Below are 20,904 nucleotides of genomic sequence, written 5' to 3' on the forward strand. Positions count from 1 at the left end.
GAGCCCGCCAGCCCCCATCAGTTTCCACCAGAGAACAGACCCCAAGCCCGGTTCCCGGCCCTATGACAAGGCGGGGAGCATGGCTGTCCCCTTCAACCACAGGGCCGATTCGTCTCAACTCGCGGGGATTATCAACATCAAGATGAGGGACAGCCATGGCCTGAGCGGCGAAATCATTAACCAGCTCAAAAACAGAGAGCTTAAACCGGTGTTGAAAATGGTCTTTGGCAATGGTCCAGGGGCTATTGGTAAATCTTACCTGACTGTTGATGATAGGGCCGGCAACGGCAAGACAGGCAGAATCTGGCGACGTTACATCATACTTATCAAGATAGGCCGAGACGGCACCTTCAAGCTCCGGATACTCTTCACCCGTTAGCACTTCAATATTGTGAAGCCGTGTTTCTCCATTCTTCACCAGCGCAAACCTGGCGTTGGTTCCACCAATATCACCCACCAGAGACATAGAATCAGGCATGGCTGACAATCCTCAAAGGCTAACAGATCATTGACAATGAGTAAGGCACAAAACCTGAATACCGCCAAACACGACCATAGACTTTTATTATTGCTATCCTGTTGTAGCCTTGTGGGGGAGATATCACCTTCTTCCGCTACCTCAATGGGCCATTGAGAAATGACTTCAGCCAAGCCTTTCAGCGACAGCTCAACCCCCGGCACCACAGCTCCACAGGGGGCCACAATGGTAAATGGAGGAGTAAATTTTGCGGTTTATGCCCCAAAAGCCTCACAACTGTTTCTCTCTCTGTTCGATAAAGAGGAACGGGAACACCGACTCACTATGTTCCCCTCAAGTTCTGGTGTCTGGCATATCCATGTAAAAGGCATAACTGAGGGCCAGCGCTATGGGTTTCGGGCAGATGGTCCATGGGCTGCTAATGTCAGTCCGCGATTTAATATTCATAAATTGCTGCTTGATCCGTTCGCGCGGGAAGTGACAGGTCAAGTGAAGTGGTGTGAACAGCTTTTCGACTATTTACCAGATGGTGCACAGGGGGAACGTGAAACAGGCAACCAGTGGACGATAAACAAGCAGGACAGCGCCAGCTTCACGCCTCGCAGTGTCGTCCGGTCACCAGATTTTGACTGGGAAGGTGTGCCCCGACCTGAGATTCCAAAAGAGCAAAGTATTCTCTACGAAGCTCACCTGAAGGGTTTTACCTTCACCCATCCCGGGATACCTGAAAATATCCGGGGCACTTATCTGGGCATGTGCCACCCGGTGGTCATCAGCTACCTGAAAGAGCTGGGCATCACCAGTCTGGAGCTGCTTCCTGTCACATCCAAAGTCAGTGAAGAACGGCTCATTCATCTCGGTCTTGTGAACTACTGGGGTTATAATCCTCTCTGCCTGATGGCTCCTGAACCATCTTACGGAATCAGTGACCCTGTGAGCGAAATGAAAACCATGGTCCGAGAGCTGCACAGGGCCGGCATTGAAGTCATTATGGATGTGGTATTCAATCATACCTGCGAAGGAGGATTGGGTGGCCCCGTCCTGAATTTCAGGGGACTGGCAGAAGATGAGTATTACCATATGGAGTCCAATCAGGGTCAGCTGTCCACTGTCAACTACAGCGGTTGCGGGAATACCCTCAACTTTGACTCATTTCAAACCTTGAAAATCACCATGGATGCTCTGCGTTGCTGGGCAGAAGAGTATCAGATTGACGGTTTTCGGTTTGATCTGGCCCCGATTATGGGCAGACAGCACCGTCATTTCAGCCCACAGAGCCCTTTTTTCTTTGCCATCAGCCAGGATCCGGTTCTGAGTCAGAGAAAAATGATTGCCGAACCCTGGGATATCGGCCCAGACGGTTATCACCTGACAGGGTTTCCCCGAGACTGGCAGAGCTGGAACGATCGGTACCGGGATGGTTGCCGGAAATTCTGGAAAGGCGAGCCCGGCATCGCAACAGAGATGGCCTGGCGTTTTACTGGTTCTGAAGACTTGTTTTCAAAGGGAGGACACCTGCAGACAATGAATTATATCTGCAGCCATGATGGCTTTACCCTCATGGATCTTGTGTCCTATGATCAGCGACACAATCTGGCCAACGGTGAAAACAACAGGGATGGTGATGCCCACAATCACTCTTGGAATCATGGCATTGAAGGTAAGACTGACTCCCACAAAATCCTCAAAGCCAGATTGCGCTCCCGTAAAAACCTGGTAAGTATGCTGATGCTGACCAAAGGCACCCCCATGCTCATGGCGGGGGATGAGTTCGGTCACAGCCAGGAAGGTAATAACAACGCCTATTGTCAGGATTCAAAAATTACCTGGCTGAACTGGCAGTGGTTAAACAATTCCAATGAACGTGCCCACTATGAAGAGGAAAGAGAGAATACTGACTGTTCTGAAATGATGACATTCACCAAAAAAATGATTCAGTTTCGATGCAACCACCCTCTTTTGCAAACGCTTGGGCATAACACCTTTGACTTTTACTCTCACGAAGGTCTGCAGGTGGATCCAGAGTACTTCTCACTGCAACGGTGTGATTATCTCATCGTGAAAACTACCTCTCCCATACATGCGGGACGGAGCCTGATAGTTGTTATGCACTCTGGAAAACGATTCATGAAATTACAGCTGTCCAAACATCTTTATAAGCGCTGGTTCATTACCCTGGACACAAGCCTTGATAACTCGTTTTGCAATGAACCATTACTCAATAGAGGCTGGTACAGGGTGTCGCCGAGCAGTGTGGTCGTTATCGAAGAGCTTGACTAGCACAACGATTCATGGCCCATCACCGCATTTGCGCATGGATATTACCAGCATGCAGGCGATCAATACACCAGCAGGCAGAATCATCAACACTTCACGATAGTTCTCCATGCAGGCTTCTTGGTAAAAGCCAATCAACCAGCCGATCAGTGGCTGATACAACAGCGCACCAACCATAACACTCATAGCATTAGTAAAGGCCAGCCCAATAGAGAGTTCCTCACCTTTCAGCCAATGTTTCACCAACACAAAGGGCAACATATAGGTTGAAGCACCCAATCCAAGAAAGAACATCATGGGGTAATAAAAAACCGGTGGCAGACGACCTGACAAAATAGCCATAAGAACAACAATACTCAGTGTACCCCCAGTCATCATGGCCTTACGGCTATCCATGCCGTGATCCGCAAGCCAGCCCAGTGCCGGAGCCCCTACAGCCGCTCCAAGGTAAATCATGGCAGCCATGCGCCCGGCCTGCCCAACACAATCAGGGCTGGTTTCCAGAAACGGAATCGCCCAAAGAGCAGCAAATGCGTTAATAATGGCAAACATTAATCCACAAAACAGAGCCACCAGCCAGACATCTTTCCGGTAGAATACGTTTTTCCACGCCCCGCTCACCGGTCTTGACTCACTGCAGCCCTGTCTCTTTTTCTTTCGGGTAATGAGCAGCAACGCTCCCAGCACTGGAAGCAATGAAAGGATGGCAAAAAACTTCAACGCAGAACGCCAGCCCCAGATATGAATACTCTCTGGGATCAGAAAGTCACCAATTCCAGCTCCTACCATGCCAAAGACTTCCATCCCTGCGGCTAAAATACCGAAACACACGGGGGGGAAGGAAATCTCCACAGTTTTAAGAAAGCACACAATGCCCGGTGCAGCGCCTATCCCCATCACTACACGCCCTATCATCATCTGGTTATAAGTATCCGCCCCGCTCTGCAGCAAACATCCCAAAGACATCAATACACCGGAAACAGTCAGCAGAGCTCTTATCCCGGTACGTGACAAAATCCACCCCGAAGGTACCTGCAACAATACATAAGGATAAAAAAAGACTGACGACAACAGCCCAACACCCGCTTCGTGAATGTTCAGGTCGGTTTTCAACTCCGGTACCATCAAACTCACTGACCCCTGAAGCACAAACTGCAGGGCCACAAAAAAACCAACAGTCAGATAAGCACCGATCACACGGACAGTAATCGGTGCTGACATATCAACGGAGAATTGTTCAACAGACTTATGCATTGCACTGCCCCTCCTTCAAAACAAGAGAGGCCAACAACGCCATAACACCGAGAACCAGCAACGGCATAAAGGCAATCTGATAATCATTAATTGTCAGTTGTGCCGTTGCCGCCCGCATATCCAAAATTTGTCCCAATAATGGCTGTAGCAGCTGGCCAGCAACCAGCAGACAGGTATTGATAAAAGCGATGGCAGTGGCCAGGCCGGATTTCGGAAGCGAACTTTCCGGTGCCACAAACGCCAGCCCGTAAGTACCTAAAGCAACACCCAGCAAAAGCAAGAGTAAAGCCATCAATGCCGAAGCCACAGGCAGGAAGATTATGGTTAGAAGCAACATCAGGGACAGCCCAGCACCCCATATCATCCATTTGCGGCATACACCACCACGGGCAACCACCCACCCAGACAGCACTGTTCCGAAAGCCACTCCAACAAACATCAGAGTCATACTATTGGCTGCAAATGTGCGGGAATCCGGGTAGAGGCACTCCAGAAAGGACGCTCCCCACATCATGCCGAACACACTGACAAGGCCAAAGAGGCCAAAACCATAGGTCGCACTCAGCCACACTTGCAGGGAGCCAAATACACGCTTCATATCGCCATTGGAGCTGGTCTCACCAGGGACAACAACGGCTTGTTTACAGGCTGGACGGTTGCTGATCAACAGCATCATACCCCATAAAACGCCCCCCATACTGGCACACACCACCATGGCGAAACGCCAGTCGTGACTGTCGGCCAACTCTGGAATCAGAGCACCACAAACAGCACCGCCCAGCATCCCCGACATCTCAACCAGCCCGACAAAAACGGGAAACAATGGTGCCGGAAACCATGCTGCAGCCAGACACAAGGCTCCAACGACCGCCGAAGCACTGCCAGGCCCTTGCAGCAAACGCCCAAATACCGCCATTTCCAGAGAGTGCGCCTGAGCCATAAGAACCACGCCCGCCACCATGCAACCAAGGCTCGCCAGAAACATGGTTTTTACCCCATAGCGGTCAATCAGCCAGCCAGCAGGAATCTGCAGCAGGACATAGCTATAGAGAAGGGCGCTGGCCAGCACGCCCACCTGCGCTCGGTTCAGAGACAGCTCTGTCATAAGTGGCTGCACAAGAAAGCCGGGGGCCGCCTGAATCATAAATTGATACAGGCAAAACAAGCAGCCAACAGTCACAACCCAACTCCCCCTCAAGGATGCCCGGAGGCTAATACCAGTCTGTTCCATTATTCCGCCCCCTTTTCATCATGGATTCCGCCTGCAAAACACAGACAAAGCCCCAGCAAACGTCATAAGTTCTGCCGGAAAACGTGTATTCGTGGGAAAAAGGCAATCTAGTATAGAAAGCGATCCCTGCCCTTGCTGCGAAGTTGCTGCCTGTGTGAAAATTAACAGCGATTCAAAACAGCACAAATAAGACCATGGTTGAATGCAAAGGTTTCATAAAGGAAAGCAGGGTTAGAAAAACTGGCAGTAATGTCAGTGTTTCCAACCCTGAAAAAGAAGAATTCAGGGGGTAAGTATTGTTTTCAGTGTCGCCATACCCTGGCCGGGAAAGTCCATCTCCAGCTCAGCAACCATAGCCGTGGAAAAGCCGATGCCCGCAGCCTCGACACCATCGACCAGCAATCCGGTCAGCCTTCCGACAAGAGGCATATGGGCCACCAGCAGCCAGTTACCCTCCTCGGGCAACTGATTGATGGCGCGGGAGGGTGAAGCGTCTGGGATAACGGTGTCTACCGTCGTAATGTCAGGGCCAGACACAAGCGTGCGAATAATCTCGGCAGTTTGCTGGGCACGCTGGTAGGGGCTGGCCAGAATTCCCGTAAAGTCTATGCCCTGAAGCTGCTCTGCCACTCGCCGGGCCTGATCCTGCCCAAACGCTGTCAGCGGACGCAGTTCATCAGATGGAGCATTTAAAACCGCGTCTCCGTGGCGCATGACATACAGCTTCATTCTTTGCCTCAGATAGATTGTCTCATCAAAACGGCTTCAAATATCTTTGGAATCTGTCACTTCAGCATGACCGGCAGCAGGCCAGTCGGAGAATGGGAATGGCTTGTTTTCACTGTTAAAGGTGAGGAAGTTTGCCACTTGCTGTAAATAACGGTTCAGCCCCAGGGAGAACTCCTGAAGATTCAGGTTAGGCTGACCGGTAATCAGGGTCAGTACCCCCTGCACAATGGCAATCAGCAGTACCAGTGCAATCACCACATGGCCTGCAAAGTAAAACAGCACCATGTAAATCACCCGCAGCCAGAGTGACTCTGACAGAAGATTCTCTTTCAGAGAGTCGTTATGTCCATCTTGATTCATCTATCTTCTCCTTGAGATATGAAATCCTGTTTAGACTGAAATCACAGCCTTGTGTATACGTAGGTTGGTGATCGGTCTTTATACCGAAAACTCAACGTCGGTCTTACCATCGTCGTACAATTCTGCATAAATCATAGTAATATCAACATGTTAGAGCTGTATACGAAACACAGACAAACACCCAAAAACCTCATATATCCCCACCTTTCCTCACAAGTTTGCCCCATACGTGCCCCAAAATTTTTAACCGATTTTTATGGGGCTGGCACAGCAGGCGGGCGCTTTGCTCTTGCAGGTGCTCAAGAGTGGTGGAGGCCTTCTGCCAGCATCCGAATATTGTCACTGATTGACGACATACTGCAAGCCTGAACAGATGTACCTATCATAGCTTTCTTGAGCTTACATTTTCAGTCGTGCACAAAAAAGGCAGCTCCTCAGCCGCCTCCCTGCTCCACCAGCAGAAAACCCTAAACCGTATCCACACCACCCCTCCCCGGCTCTTCCATAAGCTCCAGCTCGTACACGGCTTCGTTCACCGTTCGGGACGATCGTTCGAGCAATGCTCTCGAATGCTCATCAAGTTCTTTCCCCTTGAGGATCCAGCCAATGTTCTTCTGAACATCGTAAAGCTTTTCCAGGACTGTCTGGTGCGGAGTGGTGTTCACTGCTAATTCCCTCTACCTTTATACTGTTTATTTATACAGTATTTTGAATTTAAAACCCACTACTCTGTTGCAGCCCGAACGATATACAGAAAGCACTTGCCACGCCATGACGCAGAAATTCGTGCTTTCTACCAACATTCGCGCAACCAGCCTCATATATGTCTACTCTTGCCTGTTCGTTACGGATTGACAGCCCCCGCTCAATCCGTAACCATTGGCGGTACCTGCTGGTCTAACAAGCCACAACAAGCGAGTACCGTTACTCGTCAGGACAAACGGCCTCCACGCCGGGTGTCCTGTTGCTATACAACACTCTATATGGGAAAGGCGCAGGGGTCTGTTTGTTGAGACTTGTTAGCGCCCGGCACCATCTTTACTGTCAATGCAGAAGTTTGGAAAGCGGTTGCTCCATTTGCTGACATGCCTTGATATCACGCCTTCGGAGCTGGCCCGACAACTGTCCGGAGATCCAGATAACAACAAGCGCAATATCAGTCGCTGGATTCACAAAGAGAACATCCCCTCAAAAGATAAGGTTCACGAAATCGCCCTGGCTACAGGCGCTCCGGAAGAGTGGCTGCTGGGTGAGGAAGGTGACTGGTTTCCGGCCATGATCGACGCCCAGCGCATCGATGAGTATGAGCGCTGGATTATTCGTAACGTCAGGCGCATGCCTATTGAGGAGCGTATACCGTGGATGGCTGAACAGGCTGCAAAGTGGAAGCCAAAGAAATAACCTGTGGCACAGAAGGACACGTATTCGGCCACCAGCATCTGGGCATTATTTAACCACCTTCGCCTTGTCCAGGCTCGTCCACCACCTCTTTCCGCCTCAACTTCCGGCTACTCATCTCAATGTAATGAGTCTCGGCTGAGGCGTTTCCAAGATACACCCGTCGGTGCTCAGGAATGTTAAGTAACATCTGATCAGGGGGCATGTAGTACTCTGTCTCTATCTCGCCCTTTTCTGAATAGGTGCAAAACTGAATCATCGCTTAGTCTCCAGCAGGGTTAGTATTGTATTTCTGGACTGCAGGGTTTTTCCCGTACTGTGTGAAGCTGTCCTTATTTGCAACTCAATCTTCCTTGTTCCAGAACCACCCGTTACCAGTCTTTGATGGTGGTGATACGTGTCCGAGAACGCAGAGCCGCCAGAAAAGATATAGCCGGGGCTCATCAGGACTGGGCCGGTATAAACAGCCGTCCCGTTTACCAGAACACGAATCTGTGAATAGTTTGCACCCTGACCATTCCAGGCCGCTGTAGTTGCCGCTGATACCATTGCAGGCGCACCGGTTGAGTTGTATGTAATGGTCTGAATGGTTGTCCAGCCACTACTAAACCCGCCAGAGTTTCCGGGAGAAAATGCTGATAACGGAATCGTCACAGCCTGCCCCTGAAGATGCAGCGTCTTCACAATATTGGCGGTGTTCGCCTCCAGGCTGTTTGCCCTGACATTCCCCGTCACATCCACATTCCGGAACGTGCCCTGGTTAACGGTGAGGTTTTCCGCCTCCATATCGGTGGCTTTCATTCTCCGGCTGAACAGGCGCTTCTGGCTCTTGTCGTAATACATGACGCCGTTCGCCGCTGTCACAGTGCCCTCACCCACCCAGATCGGGAAGTTACCTTCACTGGTTGTGACAACTCTGGGGCCAGTTATCGCGTCAGTCTTGAAGGTGCCACCGGTTACCTCACCCATATTGGCGGAAATGGCGGAAAGCTCACCCACCAGCATCTTATCTGTGGTCACGCTGTTCGCTTTGAGCTTTGGCGTTGAGATGGAGTCGTCCATGATTTCCGTTTCCGTGATCAGCTCAGTGACCGCTGTCTGCTCTCCGGAAATGTTCAGGCCGTCCTCGCCCCAAACATCCACAAAAGCTGCTCGCACATACCATGTGGTATCCGGTGATACGGGAATGGTGATGTTGGTGCCCTGACTGATAGCCAGCAGATTATCAGGGGAAGGCGTGAAGCCCTTGGTCAGAGAGGCCCACACAAACACCGCTTTGATATCGGTATCCGTCGGGGCGCTCATGGTCACCAGTAGCTGATTCAGCAGCCCACCAGCCTGTACGTTGTTGGGTACCGCTGGCGGTGGGTTGGTGGCCGAGAGTTCACCCCATGGGCCTTGTCTTCCGTTGGCATTTTCAGCCCGCACTTTTACAGTGAGTGCACGACTGGCGCCGTCCTGTTGAGCGTCAAGGTGGTGATAGCTGTATGTGGTGAGGCCCCGGGCATGGTAAAGGGTTCTTTTCAGGGAGCCGCCAGACCACACTTCAATCAGGTAGCGAGCCGCTGCAGGGTCTTCTGTCCACTGCACGTGAAGCGCATCCCCCACAAATGGCTCTGTGAGTTCAACATTTACTTTCGCGGGCACATCAAAGGCGGAGCCTGCGTCTACATCTTCATATTCCCACTCGCCCCGCACGGCATTTACACCGGCAATACGGATGGTTTGCAGGCCGGGTTCTGCGGCGAAGCTGAAGGCGGGGCCGTATGCTACTCCGGTTCCCGCTGGCTGCCATGTGGCGCGGCCATCGGTAGACACCTCAATATGGTATCGCTCCACATTGGCCTGACCATCCCAGCTGATATTGAGCACGGGGGCGGCCACGGTTCCGCCCTGAGTTATCAGAATGTTCGTCACTTTACCGGGTGCCAGTGATGGCAGGCCGTAATCAGGCAGAGGGGGTGGTACCACGCCGTTATCGATGTCGTGAACGATATCGTCTTCCACAACCCCGCTTATCTGAACAATGTCGTCCCCCTGGGGAGTAATGCCGGTAATCTTCACCCGTCGGCACCAGTTGCTTCCTTTACCGAGAATGAAGTGGGTACGCTCATCATCCGCAGAGGTCACTACGGTAAAGTCCGGCGGGAAGATATCCTGCACTCTCACACTGTTAGGCTGCCCCCCCATTACAACGCGCAAGGGGCCAACCGGCGCGCCGTAAAGGTCAGTCAACGACACATACCAGCTTTCATCATCAGGTAAATCAACATCGCGGGAGAGAATCAGTTCCTGCCCCGGGCGCACATCAACAACCTGACCGCTGGCCATGTTCTGGGGATCAAGCAAATCATGGTTCAGCAGAACCACATCACCAAACGACGGAATATAACCATCCATTTCCGTTTCCCATGAAACAGGCTGGCGGCGGAGCTTGTTGGTGGCGGCAAGGTACATACCCTCGCGATAAGCCTGTGCCCGATCGGTTACCCCGAACAGGGTGACCTCCCTCGGGTTGTTGGCGTTATCGCCGGGGAGCTGGCAAATCACGGTCTGCTGCTTGTAGTCCTTGTCCTGATCCCAGTAAAGGATTTTCACGCTGTCGGCGGTGCGCTGGTTGTGCATGACAAAATCCATACTGAGATTCTTCATTTTGCTCATGCCGAACTGGGCCACCGGAAGCAACTGCTTCTGATCTCGCACCATACGAATCATATTGCCCTGGCGGATCGGGGCCGATCTGACCACCTGCCCGATTTTGGACAGGGCTTCCCACAGGTTGCTGTCTGAATCGAAGCGGCCATTAAACTCATCACCCCGTGTGTCGAACACATGGGCCATATTCACCAGTTCGTGAAGATCCAGCACACTGTCGGCAAAGTCGCCCCCATAGCGAGCGCGCACGGCATCGGCGAAACACCATGCCGGGTTGCGGGTCACCTGTGGAGCTGACCAGCCGGATTGCGACCACACCGGCAGCAGGCGTTCATAAAGGCAATTTACTTTTCGGCTGGCGGTGTTGGTGATGTTGTCGGTTGCCCGTACCCGCATAGCCAGCAGTGTCACATCCCCATAATTATCATCACTGACAAGATAACCCCGCACGCTCCCCAGCTGCATGTTCCTTGCTTCCCGTGAAGTACCGGATGCGGTAAAGCGCTGAATCTTCACCTGATACATGGCAGGAGGGACAGACTTTGAGAAGGTCACCCGCTGGGGAGTGCGACTCCTGCGGGTGATGGTCTGGTCAGCAATCACAATGGCATTGCCCGTCACGCTGCCGCCGTCGTCCACCGGCTCTGCGGTAATACGCACACGCACCTCGACACTGTATTCATGACCTTCTTCGTTCATGCCAATCAAACCGGCAGGAAAGACAATATCCACGCCCACCCGTGCGCACTCGGTACCGATAGAATTCACCCGGTAAGGCCCCAGTATGCCCGGGTCGTTCAGGTTCTGGCCGCCCGCTTCCGGTGCAGTAATAACGGCGCTGGGAAACAGAGTGACTTTCTGGAACGGCTGCACAATCTCAATTTCAACATCGGGGAACTTGCTCACCAGTGTGTCTTCAAAACGCACATCAGACACACTGTTTTCCCCCACACCAATACTGAACAGCTGGTAGAGGAACTGCTCATTGCCGTGAAACTCTGTGTAGGGCTGGGCGGCAAAGTCCGGATAAATGCGCATACGGCCATAGTTCACCGGAATGGGTGCTCCCAGTCTGGCCGTATTACCCTGTGCGGCAATGGAGTATGTGGGTGATGCGCTGGAAGGCTGGGCGGATTCGGGCGGGCCCGGTGGTGGGAACATGGCGTTAATCAGCATACTGCCCGCCATCATGATACCGGCCTGAACGGCTGCAGTACCCATGGTGCCATAGCCGAATGATGTAGCCATAGGCCCTGCATAAACTGTGAGCGCAATCATGGCGACCATGGCTATAGGATTAGAACCGCCGTCACCACCACCCTGTGGCAGAGTTACAAAACACACCGGCGATTGAATCACATGGTCGGCATATTCCGCCCGCATCAACTCACGCCCCTGATAGACACACACCGTCGGACGCTGGTTCAAACGATCAAGGCCGCCATTCTCATCAAGCCACTGCTGAATAGTTTGCCCGCTTTTTGCGGGGGAAATATCAACATCAGCGGTATCAAATGGGTTTCTGAGCCACAACACAGGGTTGCGCTGGCTGTTAACCGCCTGAGCGAGTGGCGTTGTCTGATGCGGTGTCTGCATTATTGTTCCGTGGAATTCAGGCAATAAAAAACCCGGACTCTGCCGGGTTCGTTTACAATAGGCTGGCGCTAGGGGCAACTGCTGTATCGATTCTCTGCCCATGCTTTTATGACGGGTTGAACCTTGTTCCAGGTTCTCATGGCATTGTAGGAGGTGACCCGGGTTGAACCATCACTGTACCCCTTGATGTCTATGCCAAGGTGCGTATCAACCCCTGCGAAGCCCACAACGGCCACATTGATATTCCCTTCTTTAATATCGCTGTACAGGTCGCTCTGTACTCTCATCTGAGCCGTAATCAGCCCTGTCTCCCAACACTGCCGGACATTTCTCTGAAGTCGTCGGTAAACAGACTGATAGTTTTCATCAACACGTATTTCCTGCTTGCTGGCATAGTCACGGGTTAATGCCTGGTGGGTAGCCGGAGCGCAACCGGCTAATAAAACAGGAATCAGCAAAAGGTACAGTCGGCTCATACATCCCTCGCTATTTGTTATTACTGCCTTTATAACGATAGTACCGGGGAGAAGTCCAGCCATTACGCTCTGCAGCCGAGAGCGGTTCACACACACAACCCGCCCGTTGATAGGTGTGCAGATAACGCCCACCGTCAACATCCAGATACAGCGCAACATGGGTTGGCCGGTTGCGGCCTCCGGAGAAAAACACCAGGCACATATCTTCGGGCTGGTCGATTTCCTGCCAGTCCTTCAGGTGCTCGTGGTGGGCGAGGGTGTCCAGTACGGCGCGAATGTTGTTGGCATCCACCACGATTTGGGGCAGTTCAATATTCAGCCGGTCCCGGTAGGTGGAGCGTACCAGCCACCAGCAGTCCTGCTCGCCGTTTACCCACGGTTTGCCGAGGTAGTTCAGTATCCAGTCCATTGCTTTGCCTTTATAGGTGCGGCCCTTTATGCCAGCCCGGGGAACCGATCCGGCGTGTACTTCTCCCGTGGGAAGGCGAGGTTTGCCGGGTTGATATGGGCTGCGGTCAGGCTGGCGTTCTGCATGTTCGTGGTGGCATTGCGCACCGCCAGCTTCAGGGGCTGGCCCAGCAGGGTGACCGTATCGGCATCACTGTCGTACACGTAGGGGCGGCATATCAGGGTGATCTCCTGCCCGCTTTTGGCGGCTAGCTCAAGGTAAGGCGTAACGAAGCCCGACACGTTATCCACTTGGATTGTGATACTCGGGTCAGGCTCTTCACTCACTGGCGGGCGCACCATGCGGAAGCTCATGGCTATAAACAGGGCGTCTGTGCCGTCTTCCAACGGGGCGGTTAAGTCGGTGTTGTCGTGTACGATTCTGAGGGGCTGGGTAAACGCCGGGTGGTTGAGCTCAAGAGTGTACAGGTGTACCTCGTTCGCCCGGCAGTTAGCGTAGGCTTCTTTTTCGGCTGGGGTCATGGTTTTCAGGCGCTGTTATTGTTCGGGAGGTGGTGGGCAGGTGATGGACTGTGGGTCGATAGCGTCTATCGCTTCACGCTTCTGCTCGTCTGTCAGGCTGTCGTCGCCTTTGATGGCCATCAGGTCGTCATACAGCTTATTGCGCTGGCCGCTCACCGCATTAGCGACCAGATCAAAGTACTGAGCCTTGCGCCGAACCCTGTAGGCCTGCTCGATCATTGTCAGCCCGCGCTCTTCTGCGAACTGTTGAATTGAGGGTACGCTGGGGGCTTCGCCCTGCTGGCCTTCCTCATGCCACTCTATGTATTGCTCGGCCTGCATCTCTTGCTTGAGAAAGGTTTTTTTCTCTACGTCCGGGTATTCGCTGAGGATGTGTTCTACTGCGGCGTCGGCTGCGGCTTTTATGGCGGCTATTTTTTGGGTTATTAGGGATTCGATGGAGGGTTGAGGTATGGGGAGTGGTTCGTTGCCTTCGGCTTTCCATTCCAGATATTCTTGCCAATCTCGGTTGTCTGGATCATCAGGAATAATTGCCTGATCACTTAGACGTAAAACACCTGATCTTGTTTTTTGATACATTAAAACCACCTTTAAAGTTCTGCGTCTGCAACATAAACAGCACCAAAAAGAACCGGATCGCCTCCAGTGACATCGCACTGCCACGTAAATCCGTTTACATTCTTATGGTAAATACCAATAGGACCAAGGTTTCTATGGAGCTGTGTTGATTTCCAGATAAGCGTCGGCGTTACTCTTTTGGTTGTTGAGTAGGTGCAGGAATCACCAAGATATAGCCCTATAGCTGGCCTTCCAGCCCTCATAGATAAATAGACTGGCTCATAAAATCTCTGACATCTTTCTAGGTTTATAGCAACATCATCAGGGACAAATGGCGTTGCAGTTGATCCGACTTCCAGCTTTACGGAAGTAATATCAATACTTCCACCAGAGGGCAGGGTAAATCCAAAATCTAAATCGGCTCTTGAAATGGCGCTCAAGTCGCTTACTGACTGAACCCTTATTCGGCCAACAAACTTTTTCCACGTTGCCGTAAGAGCATCATCATCCATAGAAAAACCGCGATAGGAGCCATTAGACCCGCGAACCGCAAAATAAGCGCCTACAGTCCCGTTACTTGTAATACTTCGAGCTCGAGCATAAAACGATACGGTCACATTTCTGCCTGATAACTGCTTTACGGTTGTTGGTTCAATAGTCTGGCGAAGGGTTGTCGTTCCCGCTGCAGACACATTGACATACCCATGATAGGCACCACTCATACCTCCTGAAGGGGTGGGCATCACAGCAGTAAAGCCAGTCCCTGCCCCTGTCGCATTTTGCGTAGCTACGACTTTAAAGCGATCACCAACATAAGTTGATGTTGTTGGAACTGATGCGGTATTACCACGCTGGTTAACAGTAAAGCAGCCGTTAATAATCAGATTCGGATTACTGATATGAGACAGCTTCTGCACTTCTGAACCAGCAATTCCCGCCTGCTCAGTCGCATCAACAACAGCCTGTTCCGCACTGTTCTTAAAACCCTGCGTATCCGTTTTCAGCTGCTGAACATCGGCTTTCAGTTGCTGTGTATTGCTTTCCGCCTGCTGCGCCCCCTGCTCTGCCGTTTCCGCTCCGGTTTTGTGCTGGCCTGCCGTGGTCGCGCGCTGTCCCGCCAAAGTGGCCGAAGCTGCGGATTTACCCGATTCGGTTGCGGCACGATCCGCCTGGGTGGTGGCATCGGCAACTTTTTGATCACCGATCGTGGTGACGCGCTGGGCTTGGGTGTCGCCCTCAGCTTTTACGTTGTTTACCTGCGCATTGCCCTGGGCGATTACGCGGGCGACCTGATCGTCACCCTCGGTGGTGACGTTGCCGGTTTGGGTGTTGCCTTCTGTTTGCACACGGGTGTGCTGGGCGTTACCGGTATTGGTGACCCGGGTGTTTTGCTGGTCGCCTTTGTTCTGCAAATCTGTGAGGTGCTGGGCGGCAGCGGTGTCTATGGCCTGCTGGCGGGCAATCACATCGTTTTGCCGGTCTTCCACATCCTGACGGGCTGCGGTTACGGCCTGCCTGTCGTTTTTCACCTCTTCGTGTTTAGTGGTAACGTCGCTCTGTTTGCCGGTGACATCCTGCTGAATGGCTTTCACATCCGCCACGGCGGTGGCGAGGTCGCCCACCTGGGTGTTCATTTCGGCCTGAATCTGGTCCAGCCGTTTGGCAACGGGCAGCACGGGGCCGCTCTCTGTGTCTACGGGCTGGGTGCCGTGTACGATGTCGTGCCAGGTGTCGGTATCCGCATTCAGTTTTTTAACGGACGCAATCACCTGTTGGTCGAGGTTGTTATCGGCCATTCGCTATTACCATTCGTCGTGTTTGAGAGCTACCACCGGCTGGGCAGGGTGTGCAGGAATTCTGTGAGGGGGGCTTCCGATCCGGCCTTGAAACCGAGCATGCGTATCAGCTCCACGGTGACGGCGGAGCGGGTCATCAGCAGGCTGTCCACCATGTGCATATTGAACCGGCATTCGTACTTCCCAGCGCCAATGGGCTGAATCTGCAAGCCACCGGAAAACCGGCCGTTGTGGTCTATCAGGGTATCGTCCGGCCCCGGCAGGCGAATCTGAAACACTTTGCCGGAGGCTGCACGGTGGAACCGCTCTAACTGACGCCTGCCGTTTAAATCCGTGGAATAGCAGAGGGTGAAGGTGTTGGGGCGAGCCCGCACCCGGCGGCGCACACGGGTTCCCGCTTCAAACTGCACCCGCTTGTGATTGCCCTGTGGGGTTTCGGCAAAGCCGCTGGCACAAGGGGCGCCTAATTCAACGGGGAATATCACGGGTGCTCCTCAATGGCATAGTCAATCTCCAGCTGTGCCGATACATCCCGGCGCAAGCCGTTCTGCTGGGCGGAGTAGGGTTCTGAGAAGCGGGCTAAACCGTTGCGGTCGTCCCAGTCCACTTCAAACCATGCGGCACCGTCACGGATGATGTGAAAGTGCCAGGCTTTGAACACTTGGTACTCCCGCTCAGTCATGCTCCATGTGGCGGATGTGGTTTGTATGTGGTTGGGGTCTATGACCCGTTCCCGCAGGGCTACTTCGCCGTCGGTTGTGAGGCGGCCTTCGGCTGTCTGGAAGGTGGCACCAAGGCGGGGGATGGGCAGGCCGGGGGGCCAGTAAGCTGTTGGCATTACATGCCCGCCTTGCGGTTCAGGCTGTAGGTGTTTTCCATGAGCTTGCCGATGCCCTGGCCTCGGGATACGTCGTCTGTGATGGTTTGGCGGACTTGCTTTTTGATCATCACATCAATGTTTCTCATGCCGTCGGCGCCTGTGCGCTCACGGGTTTCTACTTCGCCGCCGTTCTGGTTGTAAACATTGACGTTTACGCCACCAGCACCACCGCTTTGGGTGATCTGTCCGGAAGACTCCGGGGTGAACAGTTCGGGGCCACGCTCGCCCACAAGGTAGGTCTGACCGGCATTCACGCCACCACCCAGCGCCCTTGGGGGCGGTGTGCCTGCTCCCCCCATATTCCAGCCGAAGGACTGGGCGATAGGGGCAACAATCTGGGATTGAATGGCGATGCGGATCAGATCACTGATAATGCTGTCGGCCAGATCGGCAAAGTTCATCTTGCCGTTCTGCACCATGTCGGCGAGTGAGCCGCTGAAACTGTCTGTCCAGCTTACGGCGGCGCTTTCCATCTGACTGGAGGCGTCGGCGGCGCCTTCCACATAGCTTTGCCATGCGCCTTTGCTCTTTCTGCCGGATTCGGTGATTTTGTCACCGGCGTTTTCCGCCTCTTTGCCGAGATTGACGTAGGAGTTTTCAAGAATCCGGTTTTTGCTGGCGGCTTCCGCTGTGGCTGTGGCGGATGAGCGCACTTCCTCTACCCACTTTTTAATGCCATCGCTGGGCAGTGGACGCATGGCCAGGTCGTGGGCTTCCTGCCAGGCATCGTCCGCCATCATGGTGAATGCTTCACTCATGGTGGCCAGCTGCTGGTTATACTCGGCAGAGAGACCGGGCAACCAATTGATAAAGTTGGTAATCCCTCTATCTATGCTTTCCAGACCTTTTAGCATGTATTTAACGGCGCTGGCGCTGGCCGCCTTTACCACTTCCCATGCGACCGATACACCACGCACAGCATTGGCGAGCTGACCCACAGCACTCACACCGTAATCAACAACTTTGCCAATAACGCTGCCCATTCCGCCCGCTTCCTGAGCAGCGCCGAGCCATTCATTAGCCAAACCCTCCACAATGGGAGCCAGTTCAGCGGTGAGCTGCATACTGACACCTTTGGAGAGCTGCCCTACCCGATACATCTGGTCGTTGGCCTGCTCGATTTTGGCGGCATCCACACGGCTCAGGGAGATACCGAGCGCTTCCGCTTCCAGCTGCATGGCGCTGAGGCCATCGGCTCCCAGATCCAGCGTGTTCAGTAAGCCGACACCTTCGGAGTCAAACAGCTTAAACGCCAGCCGCACCTTGTTGGAGCGGCCTTCCACATCTTCCATGGCACCGGCTATGCGCTTGAACTGTTCGTCAGGAGAGAGCTGGTTCAGTTCTTCCGCACTCAGCCCCAGCTCTTCCAGTGCCTTTACCGCCTCGCCCGTACCGTTGGCCGCTTCCGCTACCCGCCTGGTCATCCGCTGCAGGCCCATATCCAGCTTTTGATTAGATACGCCAGTGAGTTCCGCCGCATGCCGCAGGCCGGACAGGGCTTCTGTGCTGATGCCAATTTTGTCGGCGAACTTGGCTTGCTGGTCTATGGAATTGGACTGGGACACATAGATTGCCGTAAGGCCTGCCGCTGCCGTAACAGCGGCACCCGCCAGCGCCTTCCCCGCCACATTGGCGGACTTTCTCACTTTCTCAGCCCAGCTCTTGGAACTCTTGTTGGCCTTTTTCAGTTCATTACGGAACTTGGCCGAGTCTGCGAGCAGATCAACTGTGAGGGTTGCCAGTGTGGTCATTCGAGTACATTCCGCATGTTTGCGATTTGGACGGTGGGGTCGTCGGGGTCGTTGCCGTTTTCATCCAGCCCGAAGAACGCCAGCCACTCGGTGTATTCCGAGCAGGGCATGGTGTGTTCCAGTTCTGTGATGGTTTTCCCCAGCCGTAAGGCGAGGTTGAACAACACCCGGCGGTGGGGGTTGGCGGCTAGTCTTTTTTTGCGGCTTGCAGAGCCTCTTCACCCAGCTGGGAGAACTTCAGCGCATCCTGATAAACGTGGCGAATCACGGAGGGTGTAAAGGTTTCCATAAAGAGGGTCACGTCCTCTTCTTCCGGCGGCTTTCCGACCATGGCATGGGCGGCTACCCGTGCTACATCCCGCAACATGATTTCTCCGTCTTCATCAATCGCGGCTCTGGCCATCCGTGTGACATCTTCCAGCACACTGCAGGGCAATTCATGAATCTGGTACTTGCGGCCATCGGGCAGGGTGCCGGTGGAGGACTTGAACACCGGCGGCTTACTCAGCAATTGCTCAAACGTGAGGGGCTTTGACATCAGGCATCCGTCCATGTGGTTTCACCAGACTGCTTGCCGAACGCAGTGACGGTGACGGGGTTGTTGTTATGTGGTTCGTTGACCTGGTAACCGGCGGTGACCATGTCGAACTCAGCGATAGCGCCGTTGGAATATGTCACTTTCATTTTCAGGGTGGCTCCCGAATTCACCAGCCCGAGAAATCTCTTCTGGGCATCATCACCGGGCACATGGTTTTGAATAATCTGTTTGTCTGGCGGGGTTTTCATGCCGCTGGTGTAGGTGCGGGTGGTTTCTTTCAGGGGGGTTGTTTCTACAAATTCCCCCTGCTCACCGGTGGCCCCCACACTGGTGGCGTGAACCAGTTCAATAAATGTGGACGTATCCGGATCTTCAAAGGACAGGATGGTTCCTGCGCCGATTTTCGCTTCTTTGGCACCTGGCATGGTGGTCTCCCTGACGGTTGATCATTGGTTATTGGTAGATGGCAAACTGCATGATGGAACGGAAGGTATCCGCCCGGTTGTCGAAACCATCACGGCGGGTTTCCATCACTACGCGCTGGCATGGCTGACCACCCAGTGGGCCGGTATGGTTATGAAGGGCATTTTTTACGGCCTGCTCCAGCTGCTTTACATCTTTGTAGCTGTTGTGAAAGCAATCTATCTGAATGCGTACTGTGCTCTGGGCATCGTGGCCGGAGAGGGTTTGTTCAATGTCGTCGGTAATGACGTTGTACACCACGGCAGGGGAGTGAGTGCCACGGCGCACGGCCATGACTTTGGTGCTCAGCGCCTGTGACAGGTGTTTTTTGAGACCGGCTTCAATCATTTGCTGGCTACCCGCTCAATGCGTTTGGCAAGGCTCTTTTTCATGCGTGCGACAATGTCACGCCACTGGCGATAGAATGGCGGGCGAATAAATGGCTGGGGCGGGTGTTTGTCGGTGCCGTGTTCCTGAAAGTGGGCTTTCCACGCGCCTTTCTTCACCGCCCCTACACGCACGACAGCGGCTGTATCTTTGTTGCTGGCAAAGGTTTCCTGAAACTTTTTGGCGGTTTTGTCGCCTTTGTAGATACCGCCCTGCCGTCCGATGGAACCTTTGATTGTGCCTTTTCCGCCTTCTGAGTAGTTTTCTGGCGGGTCCATGTCATCGGCAAAGGAACGCACAGGAGCCAGTATTTTGATTTCATCCATCAGTGGCTTGGTGGCGGTCATCATGGAACCGCGCAAAACCTTGGCACCGGTTTCCGCGCCCAGCTCCTGCAGCTTCTTCTCCAGCTCCGCCAGCCCTTCAATTTTGACAGAATCACTCATGGAGACGCCTTGCGCTGACCTTCAGCCAGCGACTGTCTTCCACCGGTAATACGCCGGTGACTTCAAATGTGTGCAGCTGGTGTTGCACTGTGTGCTGAATGCGCCAGGTGTTGTCCAGACCGGCAAGGCTTCTGTCACTGCGCAGGGTGAAAACCACATCGGTGTTCATCACCTCACCGCTCCCGGCCTCGATTTCTTTGGAGCTCACCGGCCGGAATCCTGCCCAGCGTTTGCCGAAATCGGTGTAGACCTGGGCATCGTCGGTGAACTCGTCGCCGCCGTCGGTCAGGTGCTGGAGGAGGATGCGGTGTTTCAGGTGGCCGGGGGTCATACGGGAATAATCCGGTAAGGGTTCAGCAGGTGCTTTGAAGCCATTGGGGTTTCATACTGCTGCTTATCCGTTGTATCGCTGCGGTTTTCATACAGGTGCCCGATAATCAGCAGCGCCGCAATCTTGATATCATCCCCCATCACCAGACCGTTGCTGTCGTCATCCGGCACACTGTTTTCATACAGTTTCCGGTTCAGCATCTGCTCACACTGGGCAATAGCGGCACTGGCCAGTGTGGTCAGATAGGTGTCATCCTCATCGTGCTCGATGCGCAGATGGGTTTTGATATCAGACAGTGGGATCATTTTTTACGGCTGCGCTTTTTGGGTTTTTCTTCGGCTTCTGGCTCTGGCTCTGGCTCTGGCTCTGGC

At 53.5% G+C, this 20,904-nt stretch carries 24 protein-coding genes; 2 read left to right on the forward strand and 22 right to left on the reverse strand.

Features of this window, described 5'->3' with window-relative positions:
- On the reverse strand, window positions 1–478 hold a 478-nt coding region (locus E1189_RS08885; protein WP_196221336.1), incomplete at its 3' end, for a glucokinase.
- Window positions 479–637: 159 nt separating this feature from the next.
- On the opposite strand from E1189_RS08885, the gene glgX reads away from it, so the two are divergent.
- Entirely contained in the window at window positions 638–2,758 is a 2,121-nt protein-coding gene (gene glgX / locus E1189_RS08890; protein WP_155159722.1) for a glycogen debranching protein GlgX, read from the forward strand.
- Window positions 2,759–2,767: 9 nt separating this feature from the next.
- On the opposite strand, the gene E1189_RS08895 is transcribed toward glgX, so the two are convergent.
- The 5 genes from E1189_RS08895 to E1189_RS08915 form a co-directional block, all read right to left on the reverse strand.
- Entirely contained in the window at window positions 2,768–4,009 is a 1,242-nt protein-coding gene (locus E1189_RS08895) for an MFS transporter (RefSeq protein ID WP_155159723.1), read from the reverse strand.
- Window positions 4,002–5,189 carry an MFS transporter gene (locus E1189_RS08900; protein WP_329601957.1) on the reverse strand — a complete coding sequence of 396 codons (1,188 nt, stop codon included), beginning with the start codon at window positions 5,187–5,189 and terminating at the stop codon, window positions 4,002–4,004. Before E1189_RS08900 ends, E1189_RS08895 begins: the two co-directional genes overlap by 8 nt.
- A 333-nt stretch (window positions 5,190–5,522) precedes the next feature.
- Window positions 5,523–5,969, reverse strand: a complete 447-nt coding sequence (gene sixA, locus E1189_RS08905; protein WP_155159725.1) for a phosphohistidine phosphatase SixA — start codon at window positions 5,967–5,969, stop codon at window positions 5,523–5,525.
- 36 nt (window positions 5,970–6,005) lie between these two features.
- Window positions 6,006–6,329, reverse strand: coding sequence for a DUF4389 domain-containing protein (locus E1189_RS08910; protein WP_155159726.1), 324 nt, complete (start codon window positions 6,327–6,329; stop codon window positions 6,006–6,008).
- A 467-nt stretch (window positions 6,330–6,796) separates the two neighbouring features.
- Window positions 6,797–6,994, reverse strand: a complete 198-nt coding sequence (locus E1189_RS08915; RefSeq protein ID WP_155159727.1) for a hypothetical protein — start codon at window positions 6,992–6,994, stop codon at window positions 6,797–6,799.
- Window positions 6,995–7,376: 382 nt separating this feature from the next.
- On the opposite strand from E1189_RS08915, the gene E1189_RS08920 reads away from it, so the two are divergent.
- Window positions 7,377–7,730 (forward strand): hypothetical protein, encoded by a 354-nt coding sequence (locus tag E1189_RS08920; RefSeq protein WP_155159728.1) that lies wholly within the window; start codon window positions 7,377–7,379, stop codon window positions 7,728–7,730.
- Between the two features lie 252 nt (window positions 7,731–7,982).
- Here the strand turns inward: E1189_RS08920 and E1189_RS08925 are convergent, their stop codons facing one another.
- The 16 genes from E1189_RS08925 to E1189_RS09000 form a co-directional block, all read right to left on the reverse strand.
- The gene (locus tag E1189_RS08925; RefSeq protein ID WP_196221338.1) at window positions 7,983–11,978 is read right to left on the reverse strand and encodes a host specificity factor TipJ family phage tail protein; all 3,996 of its coding nucleotides are present in this window, start codon (window positions 11,976–11,978) and stop codon (window positions 7,983–7,985) included.
- Between the two features lie 68 nt (window positions 11,979–12,046).
- Window positions 12,047–12,454: a hypothetical protein gene (locus tag E1189_RS08930; protein WP_155159730.1), complete on the reverse strand. Its 408-nt coding sequence runs from the start codon at window positions 12,452–12,454 to the stop codon at window positions 12,047–12,049.
- Between the two features lie 10 nt (window positions 12,455–12,464).
- Entirely contained in the window at window positions 12,465–12,863 is a 399-nt protein-coding gene (locus E1189_RS08935; RefSeq protein ID WP_155159731.1) for an NlpC/P60 family protein, read from the reverse strand.
- Window positions 12,864–12,889: 26 nt separating this feature from the next.
- Window positions 12,890–13,384 carry a DUF1833 family protein gene (locus E1189_RS08940; protein ID WP_155159732.1) on the reverse strand — a complete coding sequence of 165 codons (495 nt, stop codon included), beginning with the start codon at window positions 13,382–13,384 and terminating at the stop codon, window positions 12,890–12,892.
- 15 nt (window positions 13,385–13,399) lie between these two features.
- Window positions 13,400–13,963, reverse strand: a complete 564-nt coding sequence (locus E1189_RS08945; protein ID WP_155159733.1) for a hypothetical protein — start codon at window positions 13,961–13,963, stop codon at window positions 13,400–13,402.
- Between the two features lie 11 nt (window positions 13,964–13,974).
- Window positions 13,975–15,738, reverse strand: coding sequence for a hypothetical protein (locus tag E1189_RS08950; protein WP_155159734.1), 1,764 nt, complete (start codon window positions 15,736–15,738; stop codon window positions 13,975–13,977).
- 29 nt (window positions 15,739–15,767) lie between these two features.
- Window positions 15,768–16,223, reverse strand: a complete 456-nt coding sequence (locus E1189_RS08955) for a hypothetical protein (protein WP_155159735.1) — start codon at window positions 16,221–16,223, stop codon at window positions 15,768–15,770.
- A complete protein-coding gene (locus tag E1189_RS08960) occupies window positions 16,220–16,576 on the reverse strand; it encodes a hypothetical protein (RefSeq protein ID WP_155159736.1) in 357 nt (118 codons plus the stop codon). Before E1189_RS08960 ends, E1189_RS08955 begins: the two co-directional genes overlap by 4 nt.
- Window positions 16,576–18,369, reverse strand: coding sequence for a phage tail tape measure C-terminal domain-containing protein (locus E1189_RS08965; RefSeq protein ID WP_155159737.1), 1,794 nt, complete (start codon window positions 18,367–18,369; stop codon window positions 16,576–16,578). The genes E1189_RS08960 and E1189_RS08965 overlap by 1 nt, the downstream gene beginning before the upstream one ends.
- Window positions 18,366–18,536 carry a hypothetical protein gene (locus tag E1189_RS08970; protein WP_155159738.1) on the reverse strand — a complete coding sequence of 57 codons (171 nt, stop codon included), beginning with the start codon at window positions 18,534–18,536 and terminating at the stop codon, window positions 18,366–18,368. The genes E1189_RS08965 and E1189_RS08970 overlap by 4 nt, the downstream gene beginning before the upstream one ends.
- A 20-nt stretch (window positions 18,537–18,556) precedes the next feature.
- Window positions 18,557–18,907, reverse strand: coding sequence for a hypothetical protein (locus tag E1189_RS08975; RefSeq protein ID WP_155159739.1), 351 nt, complete (start codon window positions 18,905–18,907; stop codon window positions 18,557–18,559).
- Window positions 18,907–19,332: a phage tail tube protein gene (locus E1189_RS08980; RefSeq protein ID WP_155159740.1), complete on the reverse strand. Its 426-nt coding sequence runs from the start codon at window positions 19,330–19,332 to the stop codon at window positions 18,907–18,909. The genes E1189_RS08975 and E1189_RS08980 overlap by 1 nt, the downstream gene beginning before the upstream one ends.
- A 28-nt stretch (window positions 19,333–19,360) precedes the next feature.
- Window positions 19,361–19,717: a tail completion protein gp17 gene (gp17, locus tag E1189_RS08985; protein WP_155159741.1), complete on the reverse strand. Its 357-nt coding sequence runs from the start codon at window positions 19,715–19,717 to the stop codon at window positions 19,361–19,363.
- Window positions 19,714–20,202: an HK97-gp10 family putative phage morphogenesis protein gene (locus E1189_RS08990; RefSeq protein WP_155159742.1), complete on the reverse strand. Its 489-nt coding sequence runs from the start codon at window positions 20,200–20,202 to the stop codon at window positions 19,714–19,716. The genes gp17 and E1189_RS08990 overlap by 4 nt, the downstream gene beginning before the upstream one ends.
- Window positions 20,195–20,533 carry a head-tail adaptor protein gene (locus E1189_RS08995; RefSeq protein WP_155159743.1) on the reverse strand — a complete coding sequence of 113 codons (339 nt, stop codon included), beginning with the start codon at window positions 20,531–20,533 and terminating at the stop codon, window positions 20,195–20,197. The genes E1189_RS08990 and E1189_RS08995 overlap by 8 nt, the downstream gene beginning before the upstream one ends.
- On the reverse strand, window positions 20,530–20,838 hold the full coding sequence (locus E1189_RS09000; RefSeq protein ID WP_230460286.1) for a head-tail connector protein: 309 nt from the start codon (window positions 20,836–20,838) through the stop codon (window positions 20,530–20,532). Before E1189_RS09000 ends, E1189_RS08995 begins: the two co-directional genes overlap by 4 nt.
- Between the last annotated feature and the right edge of the window lie 66 nt (window positions 20,839–20,904).

The organism is Parendozoicomonas verongulae, from assembly GCF_009711465.1.
GTDB lineage: Bacteria > Pseudomonadota > Gammaproteobacteria > Pseudomonadales > Endozoicomonadaceae > Sansalvadorimonas > Sansalvadorimonas verongulae.

Coding starts and splice junctions, on each gene's coding strand:
- glgX (WP_155159722.1), top strand. CDS start 638: ATGACTTCAGCCAAGCCTTTCAGCGACAGCTCAACCCCCGGCACCACA.
- E1189_RS08895 (WP_155159723.1), bottom strand. CDS start 4,009: ATGCATAAGTCTGTTGAACAATTCTCCGTTGATATGTCAGCACCGATT.
- sixA (WP_155159725.1), bottom strand. CDS start 5,969: ATGAAGCTGTATGTCATGCGCCACGGAGACGCGGTTTTAAATGCTCCA.
- E1189_RS08910 (WP_155159726.1), bottom strand. CDS start 6,329: ATGAATCAAGATGGACATAACGACTCTCTGAAAGAGAATCTTCTGTCA.
- E1189_RS08920 (WP_155159728.1), top strand. CDS start 7,377: ATGCAGAAGTTTGGAAAGCGGTTGCTCCATTTGCTGACATGCCTTGAT.
- E1189_RS08925 (WP_196221338.1), bottom strand. CDS start 11,978: ATGCAGACACCGCATCAGACAACGCCACTCGCTCAGGCGGTTAACAGC.
- E1189_RS08930 (WP_155159730.1), bottom strand. CDS start 12,454: ATGAGCCGACTGTACCTTTTGCTGATTCCTGTTTTATTAGCCGGTTGC.
- E1189_RS08935 (WP_155159731.1), bottom strand. CDS start 12,863: ATGGACTGGATACTGAACTACCTCGGCAAACCGTGGGTAAACGGCGAG.
- E1189_RS08940 (WP_155159732.1), bottom strand. CDS start 13,384: ATGACCCCAGCCGAAAAAGAAGCCTACGCTAACTGCCGGGCGAACGAG.
- E1189_RS08945 (WP_155159733.1), bottom strand. CDS start 13,963: ATGTATCAAAAAACAAGATCAGGTGTTTTACGTCTAAGTGATCAGGCA.
- E1189_RS08950 (WP_155159734.1), bottom strand. CDS start 15,738: ATGGCCGATAACAACCTCGACCAACAGGTGATTGCGTCCGTTAAAAAA.
- E1189_RS08960 (WP_155159736.1), bottom strand. CDS start 16,576: ATGCCAACAGCTTACTGGCCCCCCGGCCTGCCCATCCCCCGCCTTGGT.
- E1189_RS08965 (WP_155159737.1), bottom strand. CDS start 18,369: ATGACCACACTGGCAACCCTCACAGTTGATCTGCTCGCAGACTCGGCC.
- E1189_RS08975 (WP_155159739.1), bottom strand. CDS start 18,907: ATGTCAAAGCCCCTCACGTTTGAGCAATTGCTGAGTAAGCCGCCGGTG.
- E1189_RS08980 (WP_155159740.1), bottom strand. CDS start 19,332: ATGCCAGGTGCCAAAGAAGCGAAAATCGGCGCAGGAACCATCCTGTCC.
- gp17 (WP_155159741.1), bottom strand. CDS start 19,717: ATGATTGAAGCCGGTCTCAAAAAACACCTGTCACAGGCGCTGAGCACC.
- E1189_RS08990 (WP_155159742.1), bottom strand. CDS start 20,202: ATGAGTGATTCTGTCAAAATTGAAGGGCTGGCGGAGCTGGAGAAGAAG.
- E1189_RS08995 (WP_155159743.1), bottom strand. CDS start 20,533: ATGACCCCCGGCCACCTGAAACACCGCATCCTCCTCCAGCACCTGACC.
- E1189_RS09000 (WP_230460286.1), bottom strand. CDS start 20,838: ATGATCCCACTGTCTGATATCAAAACCCATCTGCGCATCGAGCACGAT.